At 57.7% G+C, this 19,636-nt stretch carries 20 protein-coding genes and 1 pseudogene; 12 read left to right on the forward strand and 9 right to left on the reverse strand.

The window, feature by feature from the left end; genetic code table 11:
• Positions 1-181 precede the first annotated feature (181 nt).
• The 5 genes and pseudogenes from BN1124_RS04270 to BN1124_RS04285 form a co-directional block, all read left to right on the forward strand.
• Positions 182-2,092, forward strand: a pseudogene (locus tag BN1124_RS04270) (type VI secretion system Vgr family protein); the annotation flags it as partial.
• An 81-nt stretch (positions 2,093-2,173) separates the two neighbouring features.
• Positions 2,174-2,950 (forward strand): ADP-ribosyltransferase, encoded by a 777-nt coding sequence (locus BN1124_RS21630; protein ID WP_231553615.1) that lies wholly within the window; start codon positions 2,174-2,176, stop codon positions 2,948-2,950.
• Complete coding sequence (locus tag BN1124_RS04275) at positions 2,947-3,747, forward strand: DUF4123 domain-containing protein (RefSeq protein ID WP_042639511.1); 801 nt, start codon at positions 2,947-2,949, stop codon at positions 3,745-3,747. The genes BN1124_RS21630 and BN1124_RS04275 overlap by 4 nt, the downstream gene beginning before the upstream one ends.
• Positions 3,747-5,741, forward strand: a complete 1,995-nt coding sequence (locus BN1124_RS04280) for a phospholipase effector Tle1 domain-containing protein (RefSeq protein ID WP_042639513.1) — start codon at positions 3,747-3,749, stop codon at positions 5,739-5,741. Before BN1124_RS04275 ends, BN1124_RS04280 begins: the two co-directional genes overlap by 1 nt.
• A complete protein-coding gene (locus BN1124_RS04285; RefSeq protein ID WP_156128056.1) occupies positions 5,741-6,427 on the forward strand; it encodes a DUF2931 family protein in 687 nt (228 codons plus the stop codon). The genes BN1124_RS04280 and BN1124_RS04285 overlap by 1 nt, the downstream gene beginning before the upstream one ends.
• Before the next feature lie 24 nt (positions 6,428-6,451).
• On the opposite strand, the gene BN1124_RS04290 is transcribed toward BN1124_RS04285, so the two are convergent.
• Both BN1124_RS04290 and BN1124_RS04295 read right to left on the reverse strand, forming a co-directional pair.
• Complete coding sequence (locus BN1124_RS04290) at positions 6,452-7,012, reverse strand: DJ-1 family glyoxalase III (RefSeq protein WP_042639515.1); 561 nt, start codon at positions 7,010-7,012, stop codon at positions 6,452-6,454.
• Between the two features lie 160 nt (positions 7,013-7,172).
• Entirely contained in the window at positions 7,173-8,120 is a 948-nt protein-coding gene (locus BN1124_RS04295) for a ketopantoate reductase family protein (protein WP_042639517.1), read from the reverse strand.
• A gap of 213 nt (positions 8,121-8,333) precedes the next feature.
• On the opposite strand from BN1124_RS04295, the gene BN1124_RS04300 reads away from it, so the two are divergent.
• Entirely contained in the window at positions 8,334-8,816 is a 483-nt protein-coding gene (locus BN1124_RS04300) for a YajQ family cyclic di-GMP-binding protein (protein WP_042639519.1), read from the forward strand.
• A gap of 102 nt (positions 8,817-8,918) precedes the next feature.
• Here the strand turns inward: BN1124_RS04300 and BN1124_RS04305 are convergent, their stop codons facing one another.
• From BN1124_RS04305 to BN1124_RS04330, 6 genes are all read right to left on the reverse strand, one after another.
• The gene (locus BN1124_RS04305) at positions 8,919-9,737 is read right to left on the reverse strand and encodes a nucleoside-specific channel-forming Tsx family protein (protein ID WP_042639521.1); all 819 of its coding nucleotides are present in this window, start codon (positions 9,735-9,737) and stop codon (positions 8,919-8,921) included.
• A 157-nt stretch (positions 9,738-9,894) separates the two neighbouring features.
• Entirely contained in the window at positions 9,895-11,286 is a 1,392-nt protein-coding gene (locus tag BN1124_RS04310) for an AmpG family muropeptide MFS transporter (protein ID WP_042639523.1), read from the reverse strand.
• A gap of 85 nt (positions 11,287-11,371) precedes the next feature.
• On the reverse strand, positions 11,372-11,698 hold the full coding sequence (locus BN1124_RS04315; RefSeq protein ID WP_042639525.1) for a hypothetical protein: 327 nt from the start codon (positions 11,696-11,698) through the stop codon (positions 11,372-11,374).
• Positions 11,699-11,813: 115 nt separating this feature from the next.
• Positions 11,814-12,365, reverse strand: a complete 552-nt coding sequence (locus BN1124_RS04320) for a peptidylprolyl isomerase (protein ID WP_042639528.1) — start codon at positions 12,363-12,365, stop codon at positions 11,814-11,816.
• 14 nt (positions 12,366-12,379) lie between these two features.
• Positions 12,380-12,952 carry a YajG family lipoprotein gene (locus BN1124_RS04325; RefSeq protein ID WP_042639529.1) on the reverse strand — a complete coding sequence of 191 codons (573 nt, stop codon included), beginning with the start codon at positions 12,950-12,952 and terminating at the stop codon, positions 12,380-12,382.
• A gap of 12 nt (positions 12,953-12,964) precedes the next feature.
• Entirely contained in the window at positions 12,965-14,104 is a 1,140-nt protein-coding gene (locus tag BN1124_RS04330) for a methyltransferase (RefSeq protein WP_042639531.1), read from the reverse strand.
• Positions 14,105-14,310: 206 nt separating this feature from the next.
• On the opposite strand from BN1124_RS04330, the gene BN1124_RS04335 reads away from it, so the two are divergent.
• Entirely contained in the window at positions 14,311-14,619 is a 309-nt protein-coding gene (locus BN1124_RS04335; RefSeq protein WP_042640832.1) for a BolA family protein, read from the forward strand.
• A 158-nt stretch (positions 14,620-14,777) separates the two neighbouring features.
• Here the strand turns inward: BN1124_RS04335 and BN1124_RS21175 are convergent, their stop codons facing one another.
• On the reverse strand, positions 14,778-15,020 hold the full coding sequence (locus tag BN1124_RS21175; RefSeq protein WP_156128058.1) for a hypothetical protein: 243 nt from the start codon (positions 15,018-15,020) through the stop codon (positions 14,778-14,780).
• 32 nt (positions 15,021-15,052) lie between these two features.
• Between BN1124_RS21175 and BN1124_RS04340 the strand changes: the two genes are divergently transcribed.
• From BN1124_RS04340 to nqrE, 5 genes are read left to right on the forward strand one after another with little or no spacing between them, the layout of a single operon-like run.
• Positions 15,053-16,396: a Na(+)-translocating NADH-quinone reductase subunit A gene (locus BN1124_RS04340; protein ID WP_042639533.1), complete on the forward strand. Its 1,344-nt coding sequence runs from the start codon at positions 15,053-15,055 to the stop codon at positions 16,394-16,396.
• Positions 16,397-16,399: 3 nt separating this feature from the next.
• Complete coding sequence (locus BN1124_RS04345; RefSeq protein WP_042639535.1) at positions 16,400-17,629, forward strand: NADH:ubiquinone reductase (Na(+)-transporting) subunit B; 1,230 nt, start codon at positions 16,400-16,402, stop codon at positions 17,627-17,629.
• A complete protein-coding gene (locus tag BN1124_RS04350; protein ID WP_042639537.1) occupies positions 17,619-18,407 on the forward strand; it encodes a Na(+)-translocating NADH-quinone reductase subunit C in 789 nt (262 codons plus the stop codon). Before BN1124_RS04345 ends, BN1124_RS04350 begins: the two co-directional genes overlap by 11 nt.
• Positions 18,400-19,032 carry an NADH:ubiquinone reductase (Na(+)-transporting) subunit D gene (locus BN1124_RS04355; RefSeq protein ID WP_042639539.1) on the forward strand — a complete coding sequence of 211 codons (633 nt, stop codon included), beginning with the start codon at positions 18,400-18,402 and terminating at the stop codon, positions 19,030-19,032. Before BN1124_RS04350 ends, BN1124_RS04355 begins: the two co-directional genes overlap by 8 nt.
• A gap of 3 nt (positions 19,033-19,035) precedes the next feature.
• Positions 19,036-19,632: an NADH:ubiquinone reductase (Na(+)-transporting) subunit E gene (nqrE, locus tag BN1124_RS04360; protein ID WP_042639541.1), complete on the forward strand. Its 597-nt coding sequence runs from the start codon at positions 19,036-19,038 to the stop codon at positions 19,630-19,632.
• The last annotated feature ends 4 nt before the right edge of the window (positions 19,633-19,636 follow it).

The following is a 19,636-nucleotide window of genomic DNA, read 5'->3' on the forward strand; positions in this document are numbered from 1 at the left end:
TGACTGCCAAGTCAGGCCTGTGCAAGCTTTCTCCAACCTGCCTGTCCTGGCCGGTTGGAGCTTTTGTGTTTTGCCATCTGGTCGGGCGGGCCGGATGGCAAAGCACAACAGAGGCCAGTCGTGATCTGTCCCACCATGGCATTCGGCTTGGGCAGCGGGCAGGCAGGATAAGGAGCCACTGATGGCAGACAGCACAGGATTACAATTCACCGTCAAGGTGGGGGCCTTGCCCGAGAGCACCTTCGTGGTGGCCGAGTTCGCGCTGGAAGATGCGTTAAACGGCCCCTTCCAGCTGAGGCTGGAACTCGCCAGCCCCCAGTCGGACGTCGACTTTGGCGCCGTGCTGGACCAACCCTGCGAGCTGATGGTGTGGTACAACGGTGAGCTGCAGCGGCGGGTCTGCGGTGTGGTGAGCGACTTTGCCCAGGGGGACAGTGGCTTTCGCCGCACCCGCTACCAGCTGTTGGTGCAACCGGCCCTGTGGCGGCTCTCCCTTCGTCAGAATTCGCGCATCTTCCAGGCCCAGAAGCCGGACGAAATCCTCAGTATTCTTTTGCAAGAGCATGGCATCACCGACTACGCCTTTGCGCTCAAGAACGAGCACGCTAAGCGGGAGTACTGCGTCCAGTACCGGGAGACGGACCTCGCGTTCCTGAACCGCCTCGCCGCGGAAGAGGGGCTCTTCTACTTCCACGAGTTCGAGCAGGGCAAACACCGGCTGGTGTTTGCCGACGATGCCGCAGCGCTGACTGCCGGCCCCGAGCTCTTCTTCAATCTCGGCAACCGCTCCTTGGAGCAGGGCGCTTATGTGCGCCAGTTCCACTACCGGGAGGCAGTGCGCCCGAGCGATGTGGAGCTCAAGGACTACAGCTTCAAGACCCCGGCCTATGGCCTCTCCCACAAGAAGCTTGGCGCCGAGCTGTCCCATCAGCGCGATACCTATCAGCACTTCGACTATCCGGGCCGCTACAAGCTGGACCCGAGCGGCAAAGCCTTTGCCCAGCACAGGCTCGATGCCCTGCGCAATGACGCCGTCACCGGCCAGGGCAAATCCAACTGTGCGGCGCTGCTACCGGGTCAGACGTTTTCCCTCACCGAACACCCGAACGGGGCGCTCAACGCCGACTGGCAAGTCGTGCGCATCAGTCACACCGGCTCGCAGCCCCAGGCGCTGGAAGAGGAGGGGGGCAGCGGCCCGACTGTCTACCACAACGAATTCGGAGTGGTGAAGGGGAGTACCACCTGGCGCGCACGCATCGGCAGCCCACAGGCGCCCCACAAGCCCATGGTGGACGGCCCGCAGATCGCCATCGTGGTGGGCCCGGAAGGGGAAGAGATCTACTGCGACGAGCACGGCCGGGTGAAGCTGCAATTCCCCTGGGACCGCTACGGCTCGAGCAACGACCAGAGTTCCTGTTGGGTGCGTGTCTCCCAGGGATGGGCCGGCGGTCAGTACGGCATGATGACTATTCCACGCATCGGCCACGAAGTGATTGTCTCCTTCCTAGAAGGGGACCCGGACCAGCCGATTATCACGGGCCGTACCTATCACGCCACCAACCGCCCCCCCTATGAGTTGCCGGCCAACAAGACTCGCACAGTACTGCGCACCGAAACCCATCAGGGGGAAGGCTTCAACGAGCTGAGATTCGAAGATCAGGCGGGCAAGGAAGAGATCTATATCCACGGTCAGAAAGACCTGAACCTGCTCATCGAGAAGGATACGGCCTGGCACATCAAGCACGACGAGCACAGGGACATCGACAATGAGCGGGTGACCCGCATCAAGGCCAATGACCATCTCACGGTGAATGGTGAGAAGCGGGATCACATCAAGGGTGACTATTCGCTCACCGTGGATGCGTCCATGCACCAGAAACTGGGGCAATCCCTGCTGGTGGAGGCGGGCAGCGAAGTGCATCACAAGGCGGGCATGAAGATAGTGATGGAAGCGGGCTCAGAGCTGACCCTGAAAGTGGGGGGGAGCTTTGTCAAGATAGACCCGAGCGGCGTCACCCTCAGCGGTGGATCCATCAAGATGAACTCCGGCGGCAGCCCGGGGGTAGGCTCCGGCTGGGCTGGGCAGATGCCAGTCCAGCCCGGCGAGGTGGAAGTGGTGGCGCCGCCACCGGCAACTTTGCCTGCTCCAACCATTCAAAAAAGCATGGAGTCCATGGCGCCGCTGGCCAAGCCTTGCCCACTGGCATCGACCCCCAAGCCTCCACCACCATCGGCGCCTCCCGCGCCTCCCGCGCCTGCTGGGGGACCATCGATTCCACCACCGCCTCCACCTGTGGTTTCCAAAGGGGCTGGTGCTAAGCCTGCCAAGAAATGGGCGACGGTAGAGATTTCCAAGTCAGATGAAGCTCTCCGGTATTACTCGGCGCAGGGTTACACCCTGCTTAACAGCTATCTGCGTGGACGTCCCTACAAGCGGCAGGAGGCTGTCGATACCCTGCTTAGTCGCAGTTATCTGAATCACGAGCCGACATCCGAGGCCGAGTTTAATCAGGGTATGCAGGCCTATGTAACGGATGTGGAAACCGGTCTTGCAAAGCAACCTCCATCACCCGAACTGCAATTCGTGTACCGGGGGTTAGCACTGGACAAACCGGAACTCGCAGCCTTGAAGGAGGAGTTCACGAGAGTAGGCAAGGTGATCACTGAGGCTGGATTTATGAGTACCTCACCGGATAAGGCTTGGGTCAATGACAGCCTGTTGAGGATCAGTTTGCCTGCTGGCCATAGTGGCCGCCTGTTGGGCGAGGCTGCTCATTTCAAGGGAGAGGCGGAAATGCTCTTCCCAACCAAGACCCGCCTCAGAGTCGATCGTGTGGTTACCTCCTCGAGTGAGGAGTTTGATGCCTTGCTCAGCACAATTCCGACCTCAGACAATGCTTCGGACAACAGGGGCAGGATCAAGCGGCTGATTGAGGTCACCGTCTTATGACGCTATCCGAATGGTTCAAAAGTGGGCTGTCTGGCAAGCGATATGTTGTCATGGATGGGGCGCTGGCTCCGTCTGCCGTGGCTGATTTCTATTCTTCTGACGGGGAAAATGCCATCCCGTTGTTTGCCGGTACACCGTTTGAAGATCAACTTGAATCTGGCCCCTGGTTGCTGCCTGATCCTTCTGCGGCATTTGTTGCAACTCATCCTTCCCCAACGGGTTTTGGCCTGATTTGCGATCAGCCCATCGAGATTGTGCAGCGTCATTGGCAGAGCCTGATTGAGGCGATCCGTGAGGGGGAGGCGGTCTGGTTTCGCTTCTCGGATCCCTGTATTTTGCAGCCAATGCTCAACGCCATGACACCCGATGAGCTCGACAGTGTGCTGGGGCCTTGTACTGGTTTGTGGATCCATGGGGAGGCCTTCATGCGTACACCGGATGCCAAGTTCCAGCCAGCATCGCAGATCCCCTGGCTCCATATCCGGGCACATCATCTGGCCGCGCTCTACGACGAAAATCGTCATGCCTATATCTTGCGCCGGCGTTTCTGGCAGACCATGACAGGTATGATGGAACTTCATCCAGACCCGAAAGACGCTATCCTGCCTGTGCTCAACGCAGCTAACCTGGCATGCCTGAAAGAGGATGTGCTTGACGGTGTGGTGGCTGGCGCCTTGACCTTGCAGGTGGGTCTGCCCCTTGACAGCATACGGGCTCCCTTGATGTTGACCGATGATGAGATGTCTCAGGTGGCCAACTGGCTGCACAAGTATCAAGCGAAGACAGGAGTTTCTTGATGGCGGCAGATCCCCATTGCATCCCTTGTGAGCGTTACGAGAACTGGATAGAGATCGATGTTCGTGATGAACACAATCAGTCGTTCAAGGGGCTCAAGGCCATCTTGACTGACGAGACAGGCAAGTCAGAGACAGTCACACTGAAAGACGGACCTACCTTGGTGCGCGGTTTTGCGGTGGGTCCCGTGGACGTGAAAATAGAGACCCAACCCTGGCTCAAGGCGGCGCAATCTCGAGAAAGGCTCAAAGAAGGAGAATTGAGCGAAGTCCCTGCCTATACCGACAAGCTATCTGGATATGAGAATTCCAAACGGGAGCATATCAGGGTCACCACAGGGGACCTCTGCGAGAGTGAACCTTCAACCCCGCTGCCGGAGGCTCACCAGAAGGGCAAGGCAGGCAATGCACGCTTCTTTACCAAGCACTCCTATGTAATTGAAGTGAAAGGCTATCAAATCAATACTCTGCGGATCGGGGTATTCTTCGATGGTACCGGCAACAATACTCGTAATGCTCAGGCCGGGTTGCAAAAGGTAGAGCAGTGGTTACTGGAGACTTGCTCTGATCCACACCAGCGGGAAAAGGAACTGCGTGCTTGCCAAATGGGCCAAAGCCCGGTCGAAGGGAGTTCGGCCAATGATGTGACCAATGTGGGTAAGCTATTTGAGCAATATGACATAACGGCTGGAGCTCTGGTCGCTCACAGCTATATCAGTGGTATTGGGACTCGAGATCCAATTGCGGGAGACAATGGTCCTGAATATCGTTCGGACGATACCCTGACCCAAGGACTGGATCTCGACTTCGGTGGGGAAGATACCTCCATCATTGGAAAAGTGACATTAGCTTGCGAAATCAAGATTATCGAAAGTATCCAGCTTGATCTGGGACGGGTGTTGCCCGAGATCGACAATATTGGTCGTATTGAGTTTGATGTGTTTGGTTTTAGTCGTGGTGCAGCAGCAGCTCGCCACTTTGTTAATACACTCGACCAGAAGGCCATTCACCCTCTGGCTAAGGCTGTAGCTAACACCCCCTCTATTCGGTTAAAGGCTGGTTTTGATTGGGCTAGTCGGAACGATGTACGCTTTACCTTTGTTGGATTGTTCGATACCGTCGTTTCCTCTTATAACTCCAGGGTCAACGTCAATCTTAAGGCTGATTGTGCGCAACGAGTGGTACACTTGACGGCGCAGGATGAGGTGCGAAAGCATTTTCCATTATACCGTATCACAGATGTAACGGGTAGTAATATTCCGGCTAATTTTACCGAGATGGCACTACCGGGGGCTCACTCCGATATAGGGGGAGGTTACTATAGCCGATGGAGCCTAGGTAATCCCAATAGCGATCCCGCTCTGATTGAGTGTATCGAACTAGAACGTTTCATGAGCGTGGAAAGCGTCGATATCCCAGACACTATGAGCAGTGCATATATTAAAGCCAAAGCTTATGCCGAAGAAAAAAAAGCTAAGGGGTGGGTGGAAGAAATTCATCAAAAATTATCTCGTGGTGCAGTACCACCTTTGGGATTTATTAGTCTGAAACCTTATTCTTTTCGTCGCCCGGAGGGGAAAAACAGTTCTGGTCCAGGCAAGAAATCAGTCTATGTTGAAGTGTTAATGAATAGGGTTGTGGAGGGGGAATATTCCCGTATCCCACTACATATGATGGTGGAGGCAGGGCGTGCTGTGGGGGTCCCATTTAATGAATGGAAACCTGACGATAGGGCATTACAACTTGAATCACTCTCACCAAAACGGCCAGCAGTTGACTTGAAAGCTCTGGACCAGCTTTGGGCACAATCAGCCATAAAACAAGCGGTAGCAGATGATTTAGCCCATAATTTATCCTCAAATATATACCGTGCCTTGCGCCGTGATTATTTGCATCATAGCGCTAGTAACCAGGGTATTGCTAATCCTGCTGATATCAATAAATCCGAATCAAGTATCAGCAAGGAGAGACGGACGCTGATAGGGAACAAGGGGTAATGATGCCAAAACGATTGTTGATCCTAGGCTGCTTTTTTTGGTCGCTGACAGTTGCTGCGGTAGAGCCAATCTATTGGATTTATGGCACGGGTAGTAATATCGATAGCACCAAAAATACCAAGACAGAGTTTTATCGTGGTGGAAAGCAAATTTATGCTGACCGCTTGGCTGGTGGCGGTGGGGGGGGCCTGTTAGCTGATCGTATTAAGGGGCAACGTTATTACTGGGCTGGTGGTGGGGGTCTCCCTACAGATGGAGTATCTGTACCTGATAAAGCCGTGGTTGAGATTGTCTCGTTTCATGATCGTAAGCGCTACCGTATCAAAGTCGATTTGCCCGCTGATCTGGAGAAATGGATACGGCAAAAGTTCATGGTCGATGGCAAGCTTGAGCGTCGCCATTGGCTCTATTTTGGGTTAGCTCCCGGAGGTTACTTTGAGGTACTTCTGCAGGGTTTTAGGGTTAGCCCTGATTTACTGCTCACTCGAGGTATTGCCGAAGAAGTGACCGACGACTGGTATGATAAAAAAGTCTCGGTAGCTCGCCAATATGGCATGGATGATTTTGACAAAAAATATGGCGAGCTATTCAAGCAATATCCTGTATCGCTCGGCATGGATTGGGCTCCCATCATGGATGCCTACCGCGCCAAGCAGCCCAAAACAGATATAGAACCAGTCAACTAGCCAGCAGTATCCAAAAACTTCGTTTTATGGCATTACCATGGGGCCGGCGACGGCGAGGGCGGCTTGGTCGCCGCGAAGCGCCCGCACAATTTCGAGGGCGAATTCGATGGCGCTGCCGGGGCCCTGGCTGGTGATAAGGCGATTGGCTTCGTCTCGCACCACCCGCTCCGTGCTCAGCTGAGCGGGGGGGAGTTGGGCCTGAAAGCCCGGGTGGCAGGTGACCCGGGCATCTCCCAGCAGATGATGGTGCTGCAGCACTACCACGGGGGCGGCGCAGAGGGCGGCGCGCCAGCGGCACAGCAGAGCCTGCTCCTTGAGCAGGTCGATGGCGAGGGGGGTATCGCGGATCGCCTCGCTGCCGGGCAGGCCGCCCGGCACGACGATGGCCTCGAAGTCACGGCTGGTCAGCTCGTCGATGTGGCAGTCGGTCACCAGCTGCACCCCGCGGGAGGCGCGGATCTGGCGCTGTCCCGCGGGGCAGCAGGAGGCGAGCACCACTTCGATGGAAGCCCGTACCAGGGTGTCGACGATGGCAACTGTCTCGATCTCTTCCGAGCCCGGGGCAACCAATACCAAAACGCTCATTCTGTACTCCTCGCTATGTGGGCTTGCCAAGGTTCGCATTCGAGCCTCTTTCAATCGCTAACTTCTGATACTGGCTCCGATTGTTCGACCCCGCGATGGAGTCATTTGGCCGGATGGGGCAAACGGTGGTGATGACCTCATCCACGCCCACCCCCCAGGCTTAACTCTTCTCTTTGATGGCCTGATAGAGCCCCTGATTGACCGGCACCGCGATGCCGTGCTTGGCGGCGCGTGCCAGCAGGAAACCGGTGATGGCCTCGATCTCGGTCTCTCGACCCAGATCCATGTCCTGATACATGGAAGAGTAATTGTCGGCGGTGAGCTCCACCACCATCATCACCCGGCGCAGCAGCTCATCGCTGCTGGTGGCTTGGCCCTCGGCCTGCATCACATCCGCGACTTCCACACAGACTTGCTGCAGGACATCGGCGAAGCGGGGGCCGGCCAAGTCGCCATTCTTGAGTTTATAGAGTGCCGTCAGCGGATTGATGGCGCAATTGATGGCGAGCTTCTGCCATTGGCGGGTCAGGATCTGCTCATCCCAGCCGGCTTGGCCGAGGGCGCTTGCGAGATCCTCTGCCAGATAGGCGTGAGCCTTGGCCGCGTCATTGACAGGGCCTAGCCAGGTTTCGCCCTTGCCGGTGTGACGGAACACGAAGTGGCCCCCTTGCATGGCACCGTGGCTGGTGACGCCAGCGATCACCGGGTTATGGGGGAACAGCTGCACCACCTGCTCGGCGATGCCCATGCCGTTGTGCAGCAGCACTATGGGAGTGTCTGTTGCCAGGATACCCACCAGCGGCGTCAGGGCGGGAACGACCTGGTTGGCCTTGGTCATCACCAGCAACCGCTTGATCTTGCCGGGCTGACTGACGAAGCCCCGCTCGATGGCGAGCAACTGGGTGTAGCCCTCGAGAGAGGTGAAGTCGATACCGGGATGCAGGGTGGCGCGGTGCCGGTCGCGCAGCAGGACGCGAGTCGGTTGATCGCTCAGGGTCAGCAGGGAAGCGAACACGCCACCCAGGGCACCACAGCCCAGTAATGTCCATTGAGGAGAAGAGGGGTGTCGGCTTTTTTCAAGGTTGTTGTCGCGTGATCCGCTTGGCATGGAGAGACTCGATCAGGGTAGGGGTTGCAATCCGATCAACCGGCTACCTGGGATAAGTGAGATGTCGCTTGGCGGACACTATCGGGTCTCGCCATTCCTGTGCGCAGGGGATTCTAGCAGAGCAACCCCATCGAAATCAGCAAATTTGCCCGTTTTCTGGTAGATTTGCCCACCTATAAGCACAACCTAAAGTACAGCATGAGGAGCCCGGTTATGCCGTCATTCGATATTGTCTCTGAAGTCAAAATGAACGAGGTGTTGAACGCCGTCGATAACGCCAATCGTGAACTGGCGACCCGTTTCGATTTTCGTGGTGTCGAAGCCAGCTTCGAGATGAGCAAGGAAGAGGTCAAGCTGGAGGCCGACGCCGATTTCCAGCTCAAGCAGATGGTCGAGATCCTGCGCGGGGCCCTGCTCAAGCGCAACATCGAGAACAGTTCCATGGAAGTGGGGGACAGCGTCCACTCCGGCAAGCGCTTCCATCTGAACGTCAAATTCAAGCAGGGGATCGAGAAAGAGATCGCCAAGAAGCTGGTGAAGCTGATCAAGGATTCCAAGATCAAGGTGCAGGTTGCCATCCAGGGCGACGAAGTGCGCGTCACCGGCAAGAAGCGTGACGATCTGCAGGAGGCCATGGCGCTGGTGCGCGGGGCCGAGCTGGGTCAGCCGATGCAGTTCCAGAATTTCCGCGATTGATGGCGAGGGGGAAGGGCAAATCCCTTCCCCCTTGTCTCAGACCGAGCCATAAAAAAACCGGAGCAGCTGCTCCGGTTTTTTGTGTCCGCGATACGAGTTCGATTAGAACTTGTAGGTCACGGAGAAGTAGTGGCCGAAACCAGTGGATTTGAAGCCATCGGAGTTTTGAATGCCATAAACGTCATTGAAGTATTTCAGGCCGTAACCGACGGCGTAGCGGTCGGAGTGCCAGTACAGGCCGTTAAACATGGCGGTACCGTCAGTCGACTGGGAAGCTACATCATAAGTATCAGCGCCAAACAGGTGATCCAAATAACCTTGATAGGCGATGAAACTACCGTTGGAGAAGGTATAGAAGGGTTTGAACCAGTTCATGGAGAATTGATAGCCGTTCCAATGACCTTCTTCTTCCTTGAAGAAATTATTCTGCAGAGAATGACGAGCATACAGGTTCATGCCTACCTTGCCAAACCAAGGTACCATCACATCTGAGCCCAGACCAATCATGGTATCGAATTGGTCATCACTAACGTTGCTGAGGCTTGCAATGTAGAGTTCTTGTACCGGGCCAAAGGAAAGATCTTTACCCGTCAGTGCGTCCAGAGACAGGCGTGGAGCGAACTTCATGAAGATATTTTGACCATCATGCTTATCGCTCTTACTGGTGTTGAAAATATCAAAAACATCAACATAGCCATAAAGGTCAAACATACCTGAACGACCACCAAACTCCATTTCGAAGTAGGTATCGTCGTAACCAGAACCACTGTAGGGCATCTGATCGATGGTGTGCATGAGGTTGAACTGCATCCACTTGTAGTCGTTTTTATGGATGTCACCGCTGTAGTCGGCAGCGAAGGCCGGAGTAGCGGCGGCAGCCAGCAGACCGGCAGCGATCAGAGTCTTGGTAAATTTGGCCATTTTATTGGTCTCTTGTGTGTTTAGTTGAGGTTTTCCGTAGCCTGCCCACAAGGAGCGGGAGGGATTCTAGCCAATTAATTTCAACGGATAAACAAGAGCCAGGGAACTTTCTCAGGATCTGTGAGTCCAATCACCCCCTAAATGGCGCAAACGCTTGCTATTTGTTCGCTTGTGGTAACAAATGCTTGTGCCGTTTGGCAACCATGATGATCAGCACCATCACCGGAATGCCGAGCAGGCTGGTGCCGATGAAGAAGCTGCTGTAGCCAAACTGCTCGACGAAATGACCGGAAAAACCCGCAAGCAATTTGGGCAGCAGCAGCATGATGGAGCTGAACAGCGCGTACTGGGTGGCCGAGAAGGCGACGTTGGTCAGGCTCGACAGGTAGGTCACGAAGGCCGCAGTGGCGATCCCCGCGCTGAGGTTGTCCAGCGAGATGATCAGGGTCAGCAGTTCCAGATCGTGGCCAACCTGGTTGAGCAGGGCAAACAGTAAGTTGGTGCTGGCGGTGAGCACTGCGCCGAGAAACAGGATGCGCAGGGTGCCAAAGCGCATCACCAGCACGCCCCCGAGCGCAGCCCCCACCAGCGTCATGATGACGCCATACACCTTGGTGATGGTGGCCACTTCCGTCTTGCTGAACTGCAAATCCACGTAGAAGCTGTTGGACATCACCCCCATCACCACATCCGAGATGCGATAGCAGGCGATGAGTCCGAGGATCAGCAGGGCAGAGCCGCCATGGCGGCGGAAGAAGTCGGCAAAGGGACACCAGATCGCCTCATAGACCCAGGCTCCCAGCCCCGCCAGCGGCGTGGGCCAGCCCTGGCCGAGCAGCAGCGCCTTGCGCTCCGCCTGTTGTACATTTTGCCGGCTGATGTCGATGTCCGGCTCGTGGCAGCACAGCGTCGTGATGACGCCGAGGGACATCAATCCCGCCATCAGCAGATAGGTGAGCTGCCAGCCGCGATAGTCATAACCGCTGTTGCTGCCAAGCCAAGCCGCCAGCGCCAGCGCACCGGCCCCCGCCATGATCATCGCCAGCCGGTAACCCGTCATGTAGGAGGCCGCCATGGCCGCCTGCAGCCGCTCCGGCGCCGACTCGATGCGATAGGCATCGATGACGATGTCCTGGGTCGCCGAGGCAAAGGCCACCAGCAGGGCAAACAGGGCGAGCTGGGCGAGCTGGGTCTTGGGATCGCAGTAGGCCATGCCCACCAGGGAGAGGGCGACCAGCAACTGGGAGAGCAGCATCCAGCTGCGGCGGCGCCCCAGCAAGCGGGAGAGCAGGGGCAGGGGCAGCCTGTCGACCAGCGGCGACCATATCCATTTAAAGCCGTAGGCCAGCGCCACCCAGCTCATGTAACCGATGTCGGTCAGGCTGACATCGGCCTCACGCAGCCAGAACGAGAGGGTGCCGAACACCAGCAGCAGCGGCAGACCGGAGGAGAAGCCCATGGCGAACAGGGTGAGCACTCGCCCCTCCAGATAGACGGCGAGGGCATCTCGCCAACTGGTAAGGCGGCTTGGCGGGCGGAGAGTGTTCAAATGCCTGACTCCTCTGGGAAAAGGGGGTCATTTTGTCAGGTTCGCGGGGGATAGCCAAGGCAAGCCGAGTGCGGCCATCAGGATTTCAGGGGCGTGAGCCGAGGCAATGAGGTGGGCAGGGGCCTTCCGCCGTGAGGAAGTTGGCGCAGGCCAGCAGTTGCAAGCGCAGCCAGCTGTCGGTGATGAGCTGTTGCTCGTCCCATTGATGCAGACTGTGCAGCAGGTGCCAGAAGACGGCCTCCTGTGTGCTGGCCGGTTGCTTGTCGGGGATATGAGGCAGGGTTTGCCAGTGGGAGAGGAGCTGCCAGCTCAGATCTTCCAGCTGTCGATAGGGCATTTCCCGCGCCAGAAAGTGGCGAACCGCCCGGGCCAGCGGGATGGCGTGTTGGGTTATGTAGTCGCGATAGATCACCGGCGCCTCCTTGTTTCTCCTCTGGATCATGCTCCGGAAATGGGGCAAGGCCAGAGTATAGAAAGGGGCGCCGGCGATCTTGGCAGGGATGCGGCGGAATGTGATCCGGTCCGCGTTATTTGTCTGCCAGCAGCACCACTTTCTTCAGGATGATGGGGCTGGTCGGCACGTCGTTGGCGCGCAGGATCGAGCTGTAACCCGTCTGCACCTGCGCCAGTTTGTCCAGCACCTCCATGCCCTGCACCACCTGTCCGAACACGGTATAACCGGCGCCGGCATTGGCGTTGAGATTGTCGTTGTCCACCAGGTTGAAGTAGAACTGACGGGTGGCGCTGTCGACCGCCTGGGTGCGCGCCATGGCGATGCTACCGCGCTTGTTGGGCAGGCCGCCCTTGGACTCGTTCACCACGGGTTCGAAGGTCGGCAGCGGCTGGAATTGTTGGTTGTAGCCACCCCCTTGCACCACGAAGTTCTGGATCACGCGATGGAACAGGCTGCCGTCATAGCTGCCATCGCCCACGTAGCGCAGGAAGTTCTTCACCGTCTGCGGCGCCTGCTTGGGAGCCAGCTCGATCACGATATTGCCGTGGTTGGTCTCCATCCTGACCTTGGGGCCGGCGAAGGCCAGTGGGGCGATCAGCATGGCCAGTAACCAGAGTTTCTTCATCTATATATCCTCGCTCAGCTCGGCTGGCCCTTGAGATAACCACGCAGCGCCTCGTCAGCCATGATCTGCTGCAATAAACTGCCAAGCTGCTGGTTCAGGGTGGATTCCAGATCGGCCATGCTCGGCTCACCCGGTTCTTCCTTGCTGGACGACATGTTGAACTGCTTGGTCAGCTTGTTGCCCTGGAAGTCGGCGATCACCTGCAGGCTGACCTTGGACTTGGTGACGTAGGTGAAGGTTTTTTCCTCCACGGTGACGGCGGCGGTGGAGACGGCCAGGGTCAGGTTGGTCGTACCGCTGTTGCCCACTTCCAGCCCCTGGCTGCGCAGGCCTTCCGCCAGCTTCTCGGCCAGCAGGTTGTTGAGGGGCTGCTCGCTGTTGACCAGCACGGCGGCCTTCTCTTTCTTCTTGATGGAGAAGACATAGGCGGCTTCACGCTTGTCCACCCCTTCCATGGTGATCCTGTTACCGGAGTAGTACTGCTGGTTGGAGGGGATGACCTGCGGATTGAGCATGGCGGTCTCCGGCCAGTGAGTGGCACAACCACCCAGCATCAGGGCGGCCAGCAGCAAGAGTGACTTTTTCATCATGGTTTTCCTTTAGCGTTTGATGGCTTTCAAAATAACGAATTTGCTGTTCGACGCAACGACTTGTGCATTGGCAAACAAGCGCTTGAGTTTGTTGTGATAGTCCAGATGACGGTTGCCTACTATCCAGAGTTCCCCCCCCTGAGGCAACACCCGGTGCGCATCGGTGAACATCTGCCAGGCGATGTGATCGGTGATCGCCTGCAACTGATGGAAGGGAGGGTTACAGAGGATCCTGTCCGCTGCTCCCACCGCCACCTCGTCGAGACAGTTGTTGACCATGAAGTGGGCACGGGGAAGGGCGTCTGGCAGATTGTGCTCGACGTTCAGCCGCGCCGAAGCGACCGCCATATAGGACTCATCGATGAAGGTCACCTCCACCTCGCTGTCCCGTGCCAGCAAGGCCAGCCCAAGCACACCGTTGCCGCAGCCCAGATCGATCACCCTGCGTGCGCTATGGATGGGCAAATTATCCAGCATGAAGCGGGCACCTATATCCAGGCTGGTGCGCGAAAACACGTTGGCGTGGTTGTGGATGAGCATGTCGGTGCCCTCCAGCGGCCAGACGGTCGGGAAGGGATTGTCCGGCGCCGGGTGCTCGGCCGCGTCGTCAATGGTGCAATGAATGAGGCGCGCCTTCTTCCAGGCGAGGGAGGTTCTGGTCGCTCCCAGGTACTTTTCAAACAGCTTGAGGGTCGAGCTATGGATGTCTTTTGCCTTGCCCGCCGCCAGGATGCGGGTCGCCGGTGTCACCACCTGGCGCAGCGCCAGCAGCTGTTGCTCCAGCAACGCCTGATATTTGGAGACCTTGATCACCACCAGCGCGGGGGCCTGGGGCAAAGGGGCCAGGGCATCCTGCAACCGGACTTGTCCGGGATCCAGCTCGTTTTCCACCAGATTGGCCAGGGTCGCCCGCTCGCTGATATAGGAATCGGTCACACAGACAGGCGCATGAGCGTGCAGGTAGGCGGCCAGGGCACCGAAGGCATCGTTCATGATGATGACGGGGCCGTCCTGCTCGAGGGGCGACTCGGCGAGCTCGTTGATCAGATACTCGTCCGCCGCATCCCAGGCCTGCAGGGGATCCTGGCTCTGCCGCGGGTAACGATAGAGGGTCAGACGACAATGGGCTGTGTCGAGCAGGGTTTGCATAAGAGAGAGTCCAACCTGTTGCAAAGAGAGGTGTCCGCCGGGGATTGCCCGGCAGGCAGATAAAGTGGCGCTATTCTAGCGGCGGCAAAGAATTTCACCAGTCCGGTGCGCCCCTGAAAGCGCCCAATTCCCACGGGTTGATGTATCCGGCGCGCAACCCTGGCTACAATGGCCACACATCCATCGAGGGAGTCTTTACCGTGAGCATGCAACAACAGATCGAGGCCAAGCTGGCCGCCGCCTTGTCCCCCAGCCACCTGGAGGTGATCAACGAGAGCTATATGCACAGGGTGGAGCCGGGCTCCGAGAGTCACTTCAAGGTGATCGTGGTGAGCAAGGCATTCGAGGGCCAGCGTCTGCTGGGGCGTCATCGTCAGGTCAATGCCGTGCTGGCCGAGGAATTGGCTGGTGCAATCCATGCATTAGCACTGCATACCTATACCGACGCTGAATGGCAACAACGAGAACAGGCCCCCAAAACGCCGAGTTGCGTCAGCAAATCCCCCTTCGCCTGAGCTCCTTTACCTTTTAATTACTTAATCCTCGACCAGTTAATAAATTACCTACATTTTCAATTTTCAGATGCCTGAAAGTGGGAGAGGGCGGGCCTGGGTGAGGATTATTTTTTCTAATCAATGGTTTCCTCTTCCTTAAAGTACCTCCATTGAGGTATTCAAGTAAAAAATCCTTTAAAACCACGGGTTGCAACGGCGGGCCGCAAATATTCATTAGAGGTTAATTTTGTGATAGCGCGGGGGTTTTCCCTATTTTGCGTGGCGACGAACTTGCCGAAGGTGGTAAACTCAAGCGCTTTTGAATGAACCTGTATGTTGCTGATTTGTTTGTTTTCCCGACAATTTGTCGCGACCTTGACGGGCTCATTCAACAACTCGTCGGGATCTGTTCCCGGCGCCAACCTGTCTTCCCTTAACGGTAGTGCAAGTGAGTATGATTACAATTAAAAGAGGACTGGACATCCCCGTGCTGGGTGCTCCGGAGCAAGTAATCTACGATGGCCCGGCCATCACCCGTGTTGCTACACTCGGCGAAGAGTTCGTGGGGATGCGTCCTACTATGTTCGTCAAAGTAGGTGATCGCGTCATTAAAGGTCAGGAGCTCTTCGAAGATAAGAAGAACCCCGGCGTTAAATTCACGGCTCCTGCCACAGGTGTAGTTTCTGAGATCAACCGTGGTGCCAAGCGTGTTCTGCAATCTGTCGTCATCGATCTCGATGGCTCCGACGAGCAGGTAACCTTCGAACACTTTGCGTCTGCCGAGCTGGCACAGCTCGAGCGCAGCAAGGTGCAGGATATCCTGGTCGCGTCAGGTCAGTGGACCGCTCTGCGTACCCGTCCATTCAGCAAGGTGCCCGCCGTGGGTTCTGCCCCGCGCGCCATCTTCGTCACCGCCATGGACACCAACCCGCTCGCCGCCAGTAGCGATCTGATCATCAAGGAACAGGCCCAGGCCTTCCTCGATGGTCTGGCCGTGCTGACTCGCCTGACCGATGGCACCGTCCATGTCTGCAAGGGCGAAGCCAGCCTGCCGCACGCCTCCCTGGCACAGGTCAAGGAAGCCGTGTTTGTCGGCCCGCACCCTGCCGGTCTGCCGGGCACCCACATCCACTTCCTGGATCCGGTGGGCGCCAAGAAGGTGCAGTGGTACATCAACTATCAGGATGTCATCGCCTACGGCAAGCTGTTCACCACAGGCCAGATCTTTACCGACAAGGTGATCTCCCTGGCCGGTCCGAACGTGGTCAAGCCACGCCTGCTGCGCACCCGCATGGGCGCCTGCATCAGCCAGCTGACCAACAACGAGCTGCGTGCAGACGAAAACCGTGTCATCTCCGGTTCCATTCTGAGTGGTGCCAAGGCCGAAGGGGTTCATAACTACCTGGGGCGTTACCACAATCAGGTGAGCGTACTGGGCGAAGGGCGTGAGAAAGAGTTCCTGGGCTGGGTCAATCCGAGCGCTGACAAATTCTCCATCACCCGCACCACCCTCTCTCATTTGATGAAGGGCAAACTCATCAACTTCACTACCACCACCAACGGTAGTGATCGCTCCATGGTGCCTATCGGCAACTATGAGCGCGTGATGCCGCTCGACATCCTGCCGACCCTGCTGCTGCGGGATCTGGTCTCCGGCGACACCGACAGCGCCCAAGCGCTCGGCTGCCTGGAGTTGGATGAGGAAGATCTGGCGCTCTGTACCTTCGTCTGCCCAGGCAAGACCGAGTACGGCCCCGTCTTGCGAGAGTGCCTGACCAAGATAGAACTGGAAGGTTAAGCGATGAGTTTCAAGCAACTTCTTGAAAATATGGAACATCACTTCGAGCCGGGTGGAAAGTACGCCAAGTACTACGCCCTGTTCGAGGCGGCGTACACCCTGTTTTATACCCCCGGGTCCGTGACCCGCAATGCCGCCCACGTCCGTGATGCGATCGATCTGAAGCGCATGATGATCATGGTGTGGCTGGCCGTGTTCCCGGCCATGTTCTGGGGCATGTACAACGTCGGCAACCAGTCCATCGCCGCCATTGCCCACCTGGGCTCTGCGGCCGGTGCCGATACCTGGCAATATACCATCGCCACCCTGCTCGGCGCCTCGCTGGATCCGGCCCTGGCTGGCATCGGCAGCAAGATGCTGATCGGCGCGGCCCACTTCCTGCCCATCTACCTGACCGTGTTCCTGGTCGGCGGTTTCTGGGAAGTGCTGTTCGCCATGGTGCGCAAGCACGAGATCAACGAAGGCTTCTTCGTGACCTCCATCCTGTTCGCCCTGATAGTGCCGCCCGAGCTGCCCCTGTGGCAAGCCGCGCTCGGCATCACCTTCGGCGTGGTGCTGGCCAAGGAAGTGTTCGGTGGTACCGGCAAGAACTTCCTGAACCCGGCCCTGGCGGGTCGTGCGTTCCTGTTCTTCGCCTACCCCGGTCAGATCTCCGGCGACGCCGTCTGGGTAGCCGTCGATGGCTTCTCCGGCGCGACCGCGCTGAGCCAGTGGGCCCAGGGCGGCCAGATGGCGCTGATCAACGGTGCTACCGGCGACGCCATCAGCTGGATGGATGCCTTCCTCGGCAACCTGCCAGGCTCCATCGGTGAAGTCTCCACCCTGATGATCCTCATCGGTGCGGCCATGATCGTCTACATGCGGATCGCCTCCTGGCGCATCATCGCCGGTGTGATGATCGGCATGGTGGCCACCTCCCTGCTGTTCAACGTCATCGGATCCGATACCAACCCCATGTTCAACATGCCGTGGCACTGGCATCTGGTGCTGGGCGGCTTTGCCTTTGGTATGGCGTTCATGGCGACCGATCCGGTCTCCGCCGCCTTCACCAATAAAGGCAAGTGGTGGTACGGCGCCCTCATCGGCGTCATGGTGGTGCTGATCCGGGTCGTGAACCCCGCCTTCCCGGAAGGCATGATGCTGGCCATTCTGTTTGCCAACCTGTTTGCCCCCTTGTTTGACCATTTCGTGGCGCAGGCGAACATCAAGCGGAGGATCGCACGTGGCGTTTAATAAAGACTCTACTTTCGGCACCATCGCCGTCGTGACCGGTCTGTGTCTGGTGTGCTCCATCGTGGTCTCAGTGGCCGCCGTGGGGCTGCGTCCGGCCCAGCAGGAAAACAAGGCGCTGGACAAGCAAAGCAACATCCTGGCCGTGGCCGGTGTCGACGTCACTGCCGTGGCCAAGCAAGATCTGGCCAAGCTGTATGGTGACAAGATTGAGGCGCGCCTGGTCGATTTGACCACCGGCGAGTTCGTGGATGGCGATGCCGACAACTTCGACGCCGCCAAGGCAGCGAAAGATCCGGCCCAGAACATTCGTCTTGCTCCGGCCGACGACAAGGCCGGTGTGCGCCAGATCTCCAGGCTGATCCCGGTGTTCTTCGCCAAAGATGCGCAAGGCAAGGTCGACAACATCATACTGCCGGTCTATGGCCGCGGTCTGTGGTCTACCATGTATGCCTTCGTGGCTGTCGCGGCCGATGGCCAGACCGTCAAGGGCATCACCTACTATGACCACGGCGAAACCCCGGGTCTGGGTGATGGCATCGAGCGGCCCGAGTGGCGTGAGCTGTGGGTCGGCAAGAAGCTGTTCGATCAGGATGGTATGCCTGCGATCAAGGTGATCAAGGGCCACGCTCCGGCGGGCTCCGAGCATGAGATCGACGGCCTGTCCGGCGCGACCCTGACCGGTAACGGCGTGCAGCACACCTTCGACTTCTGGATGGGCCCCAAGGGCTTCGGTCCCTTCCTGGCCAAGATTCGTGCAGGAGAACTCAACAATGGCTGACAAGAGCGAAATGAAAAAGCTGCTGTTGACGCCAGTGATCGGCAACAACCCCATCGCCTTGCAGGTGCTGGGTGTCTGTTCCGCGCTGGCCGTTACCAGCCAGATGAAGACGGCATTCGTGATGGCGCTGGCCGTGACCGCGGTCACCGCCTTCTCCAACCTGTTCATCTCCCTGATCCGCAACCAGATCCCGAACAGCGTGCGGATCATCGCCCAGATGGCGGTGATCGCGTCCCTGGTTATCGTGGTTGACCAGGTGCTCAAGGCTTATGCCTATGACATCTCCAAGCAACTGTCGGTCTTCGTGGGTCTCATCATCACCAACTGTATCGTGATGGGGCGTGCCGAAGCCTATGCCATGAAGAGCGCCCCGCTGCCCTCCTTCCTGGACGGCATCGGCAACGGTCTGGGCTATGGCGCCGTGCTGCTGGCCGTGGCCACTGTGCGTGAACTGCTGGGCTCCGGTACCTGGTTCGGCTTCGAGCTGCTGCCGCTGGTGAACAACGGTGGCTGGTATGTGCCCAACGGCCTGCTGCTGCTGCCGCCGAGTGCGTTCTTCATCATTGGTCTGATCATCTGGGGCGTGCGCACCCATGATCCCAAGCAGGTGGAGGCGAAGGATTAAGGTATGGAACACTATCTGAGTCTGTTGATTCGTTCGATTTTCATCGAAAACCTGGCGCTCTCCTTCTTCCTGGGGATGTGTACCTATCTGGCGGTGTCCAAGAAGGTCAAGACCTCCATCGGTCTGGGGATTGCCGTTGTCGTGGTACAGACGGTGGCCGTCCCTGCCAACAACCTGATCTACAACTACGTCCTGAAAGAGGGCGCGTTGGTGGAAGGGTTGGATCTGAGCTTCCTGAGCTTCATCACCTTCATCGGGGTGATCGCGGCCCTGGTGCAGATCCTGGAGATGGCGCTGGACAAGTATTTCCCTGCGCTCTACAACGCGCTCGGCATCTTCCTGCCGCTCATCACCGTGAACTGCGCCATCTTCGGTGGCGTCTCCTTCATGGTGCAGCGTGACTACAACTTCGTGGAGTCTGTGGTCTATGGGGTGGGCTCGGGTGCCGGTTGGATGCTGGCCATAGTGGCGCTCGCGGGGATCCGCGAGAAGATGAAGTACTCCGATGTCCCCGAAGGCCTGCGTGGCCTTGGCATCACCTTCATCACCGCGGGTCTGATGGCGCTGGGCTTCATGTCCTTCTCTGGTATTTCCCTGTAATCGG

The sequence above is a fragment of the Aeromonas eucrenophila genome (assembly GCF_000819865.1).
Taxonomy (GTDB): Bacteria; Pseudomonadota; Gammaproteobacteria; order Enterobacterales; family Aeromonadaceae; genus Aeromonas; species Aeromonas eucrenophila.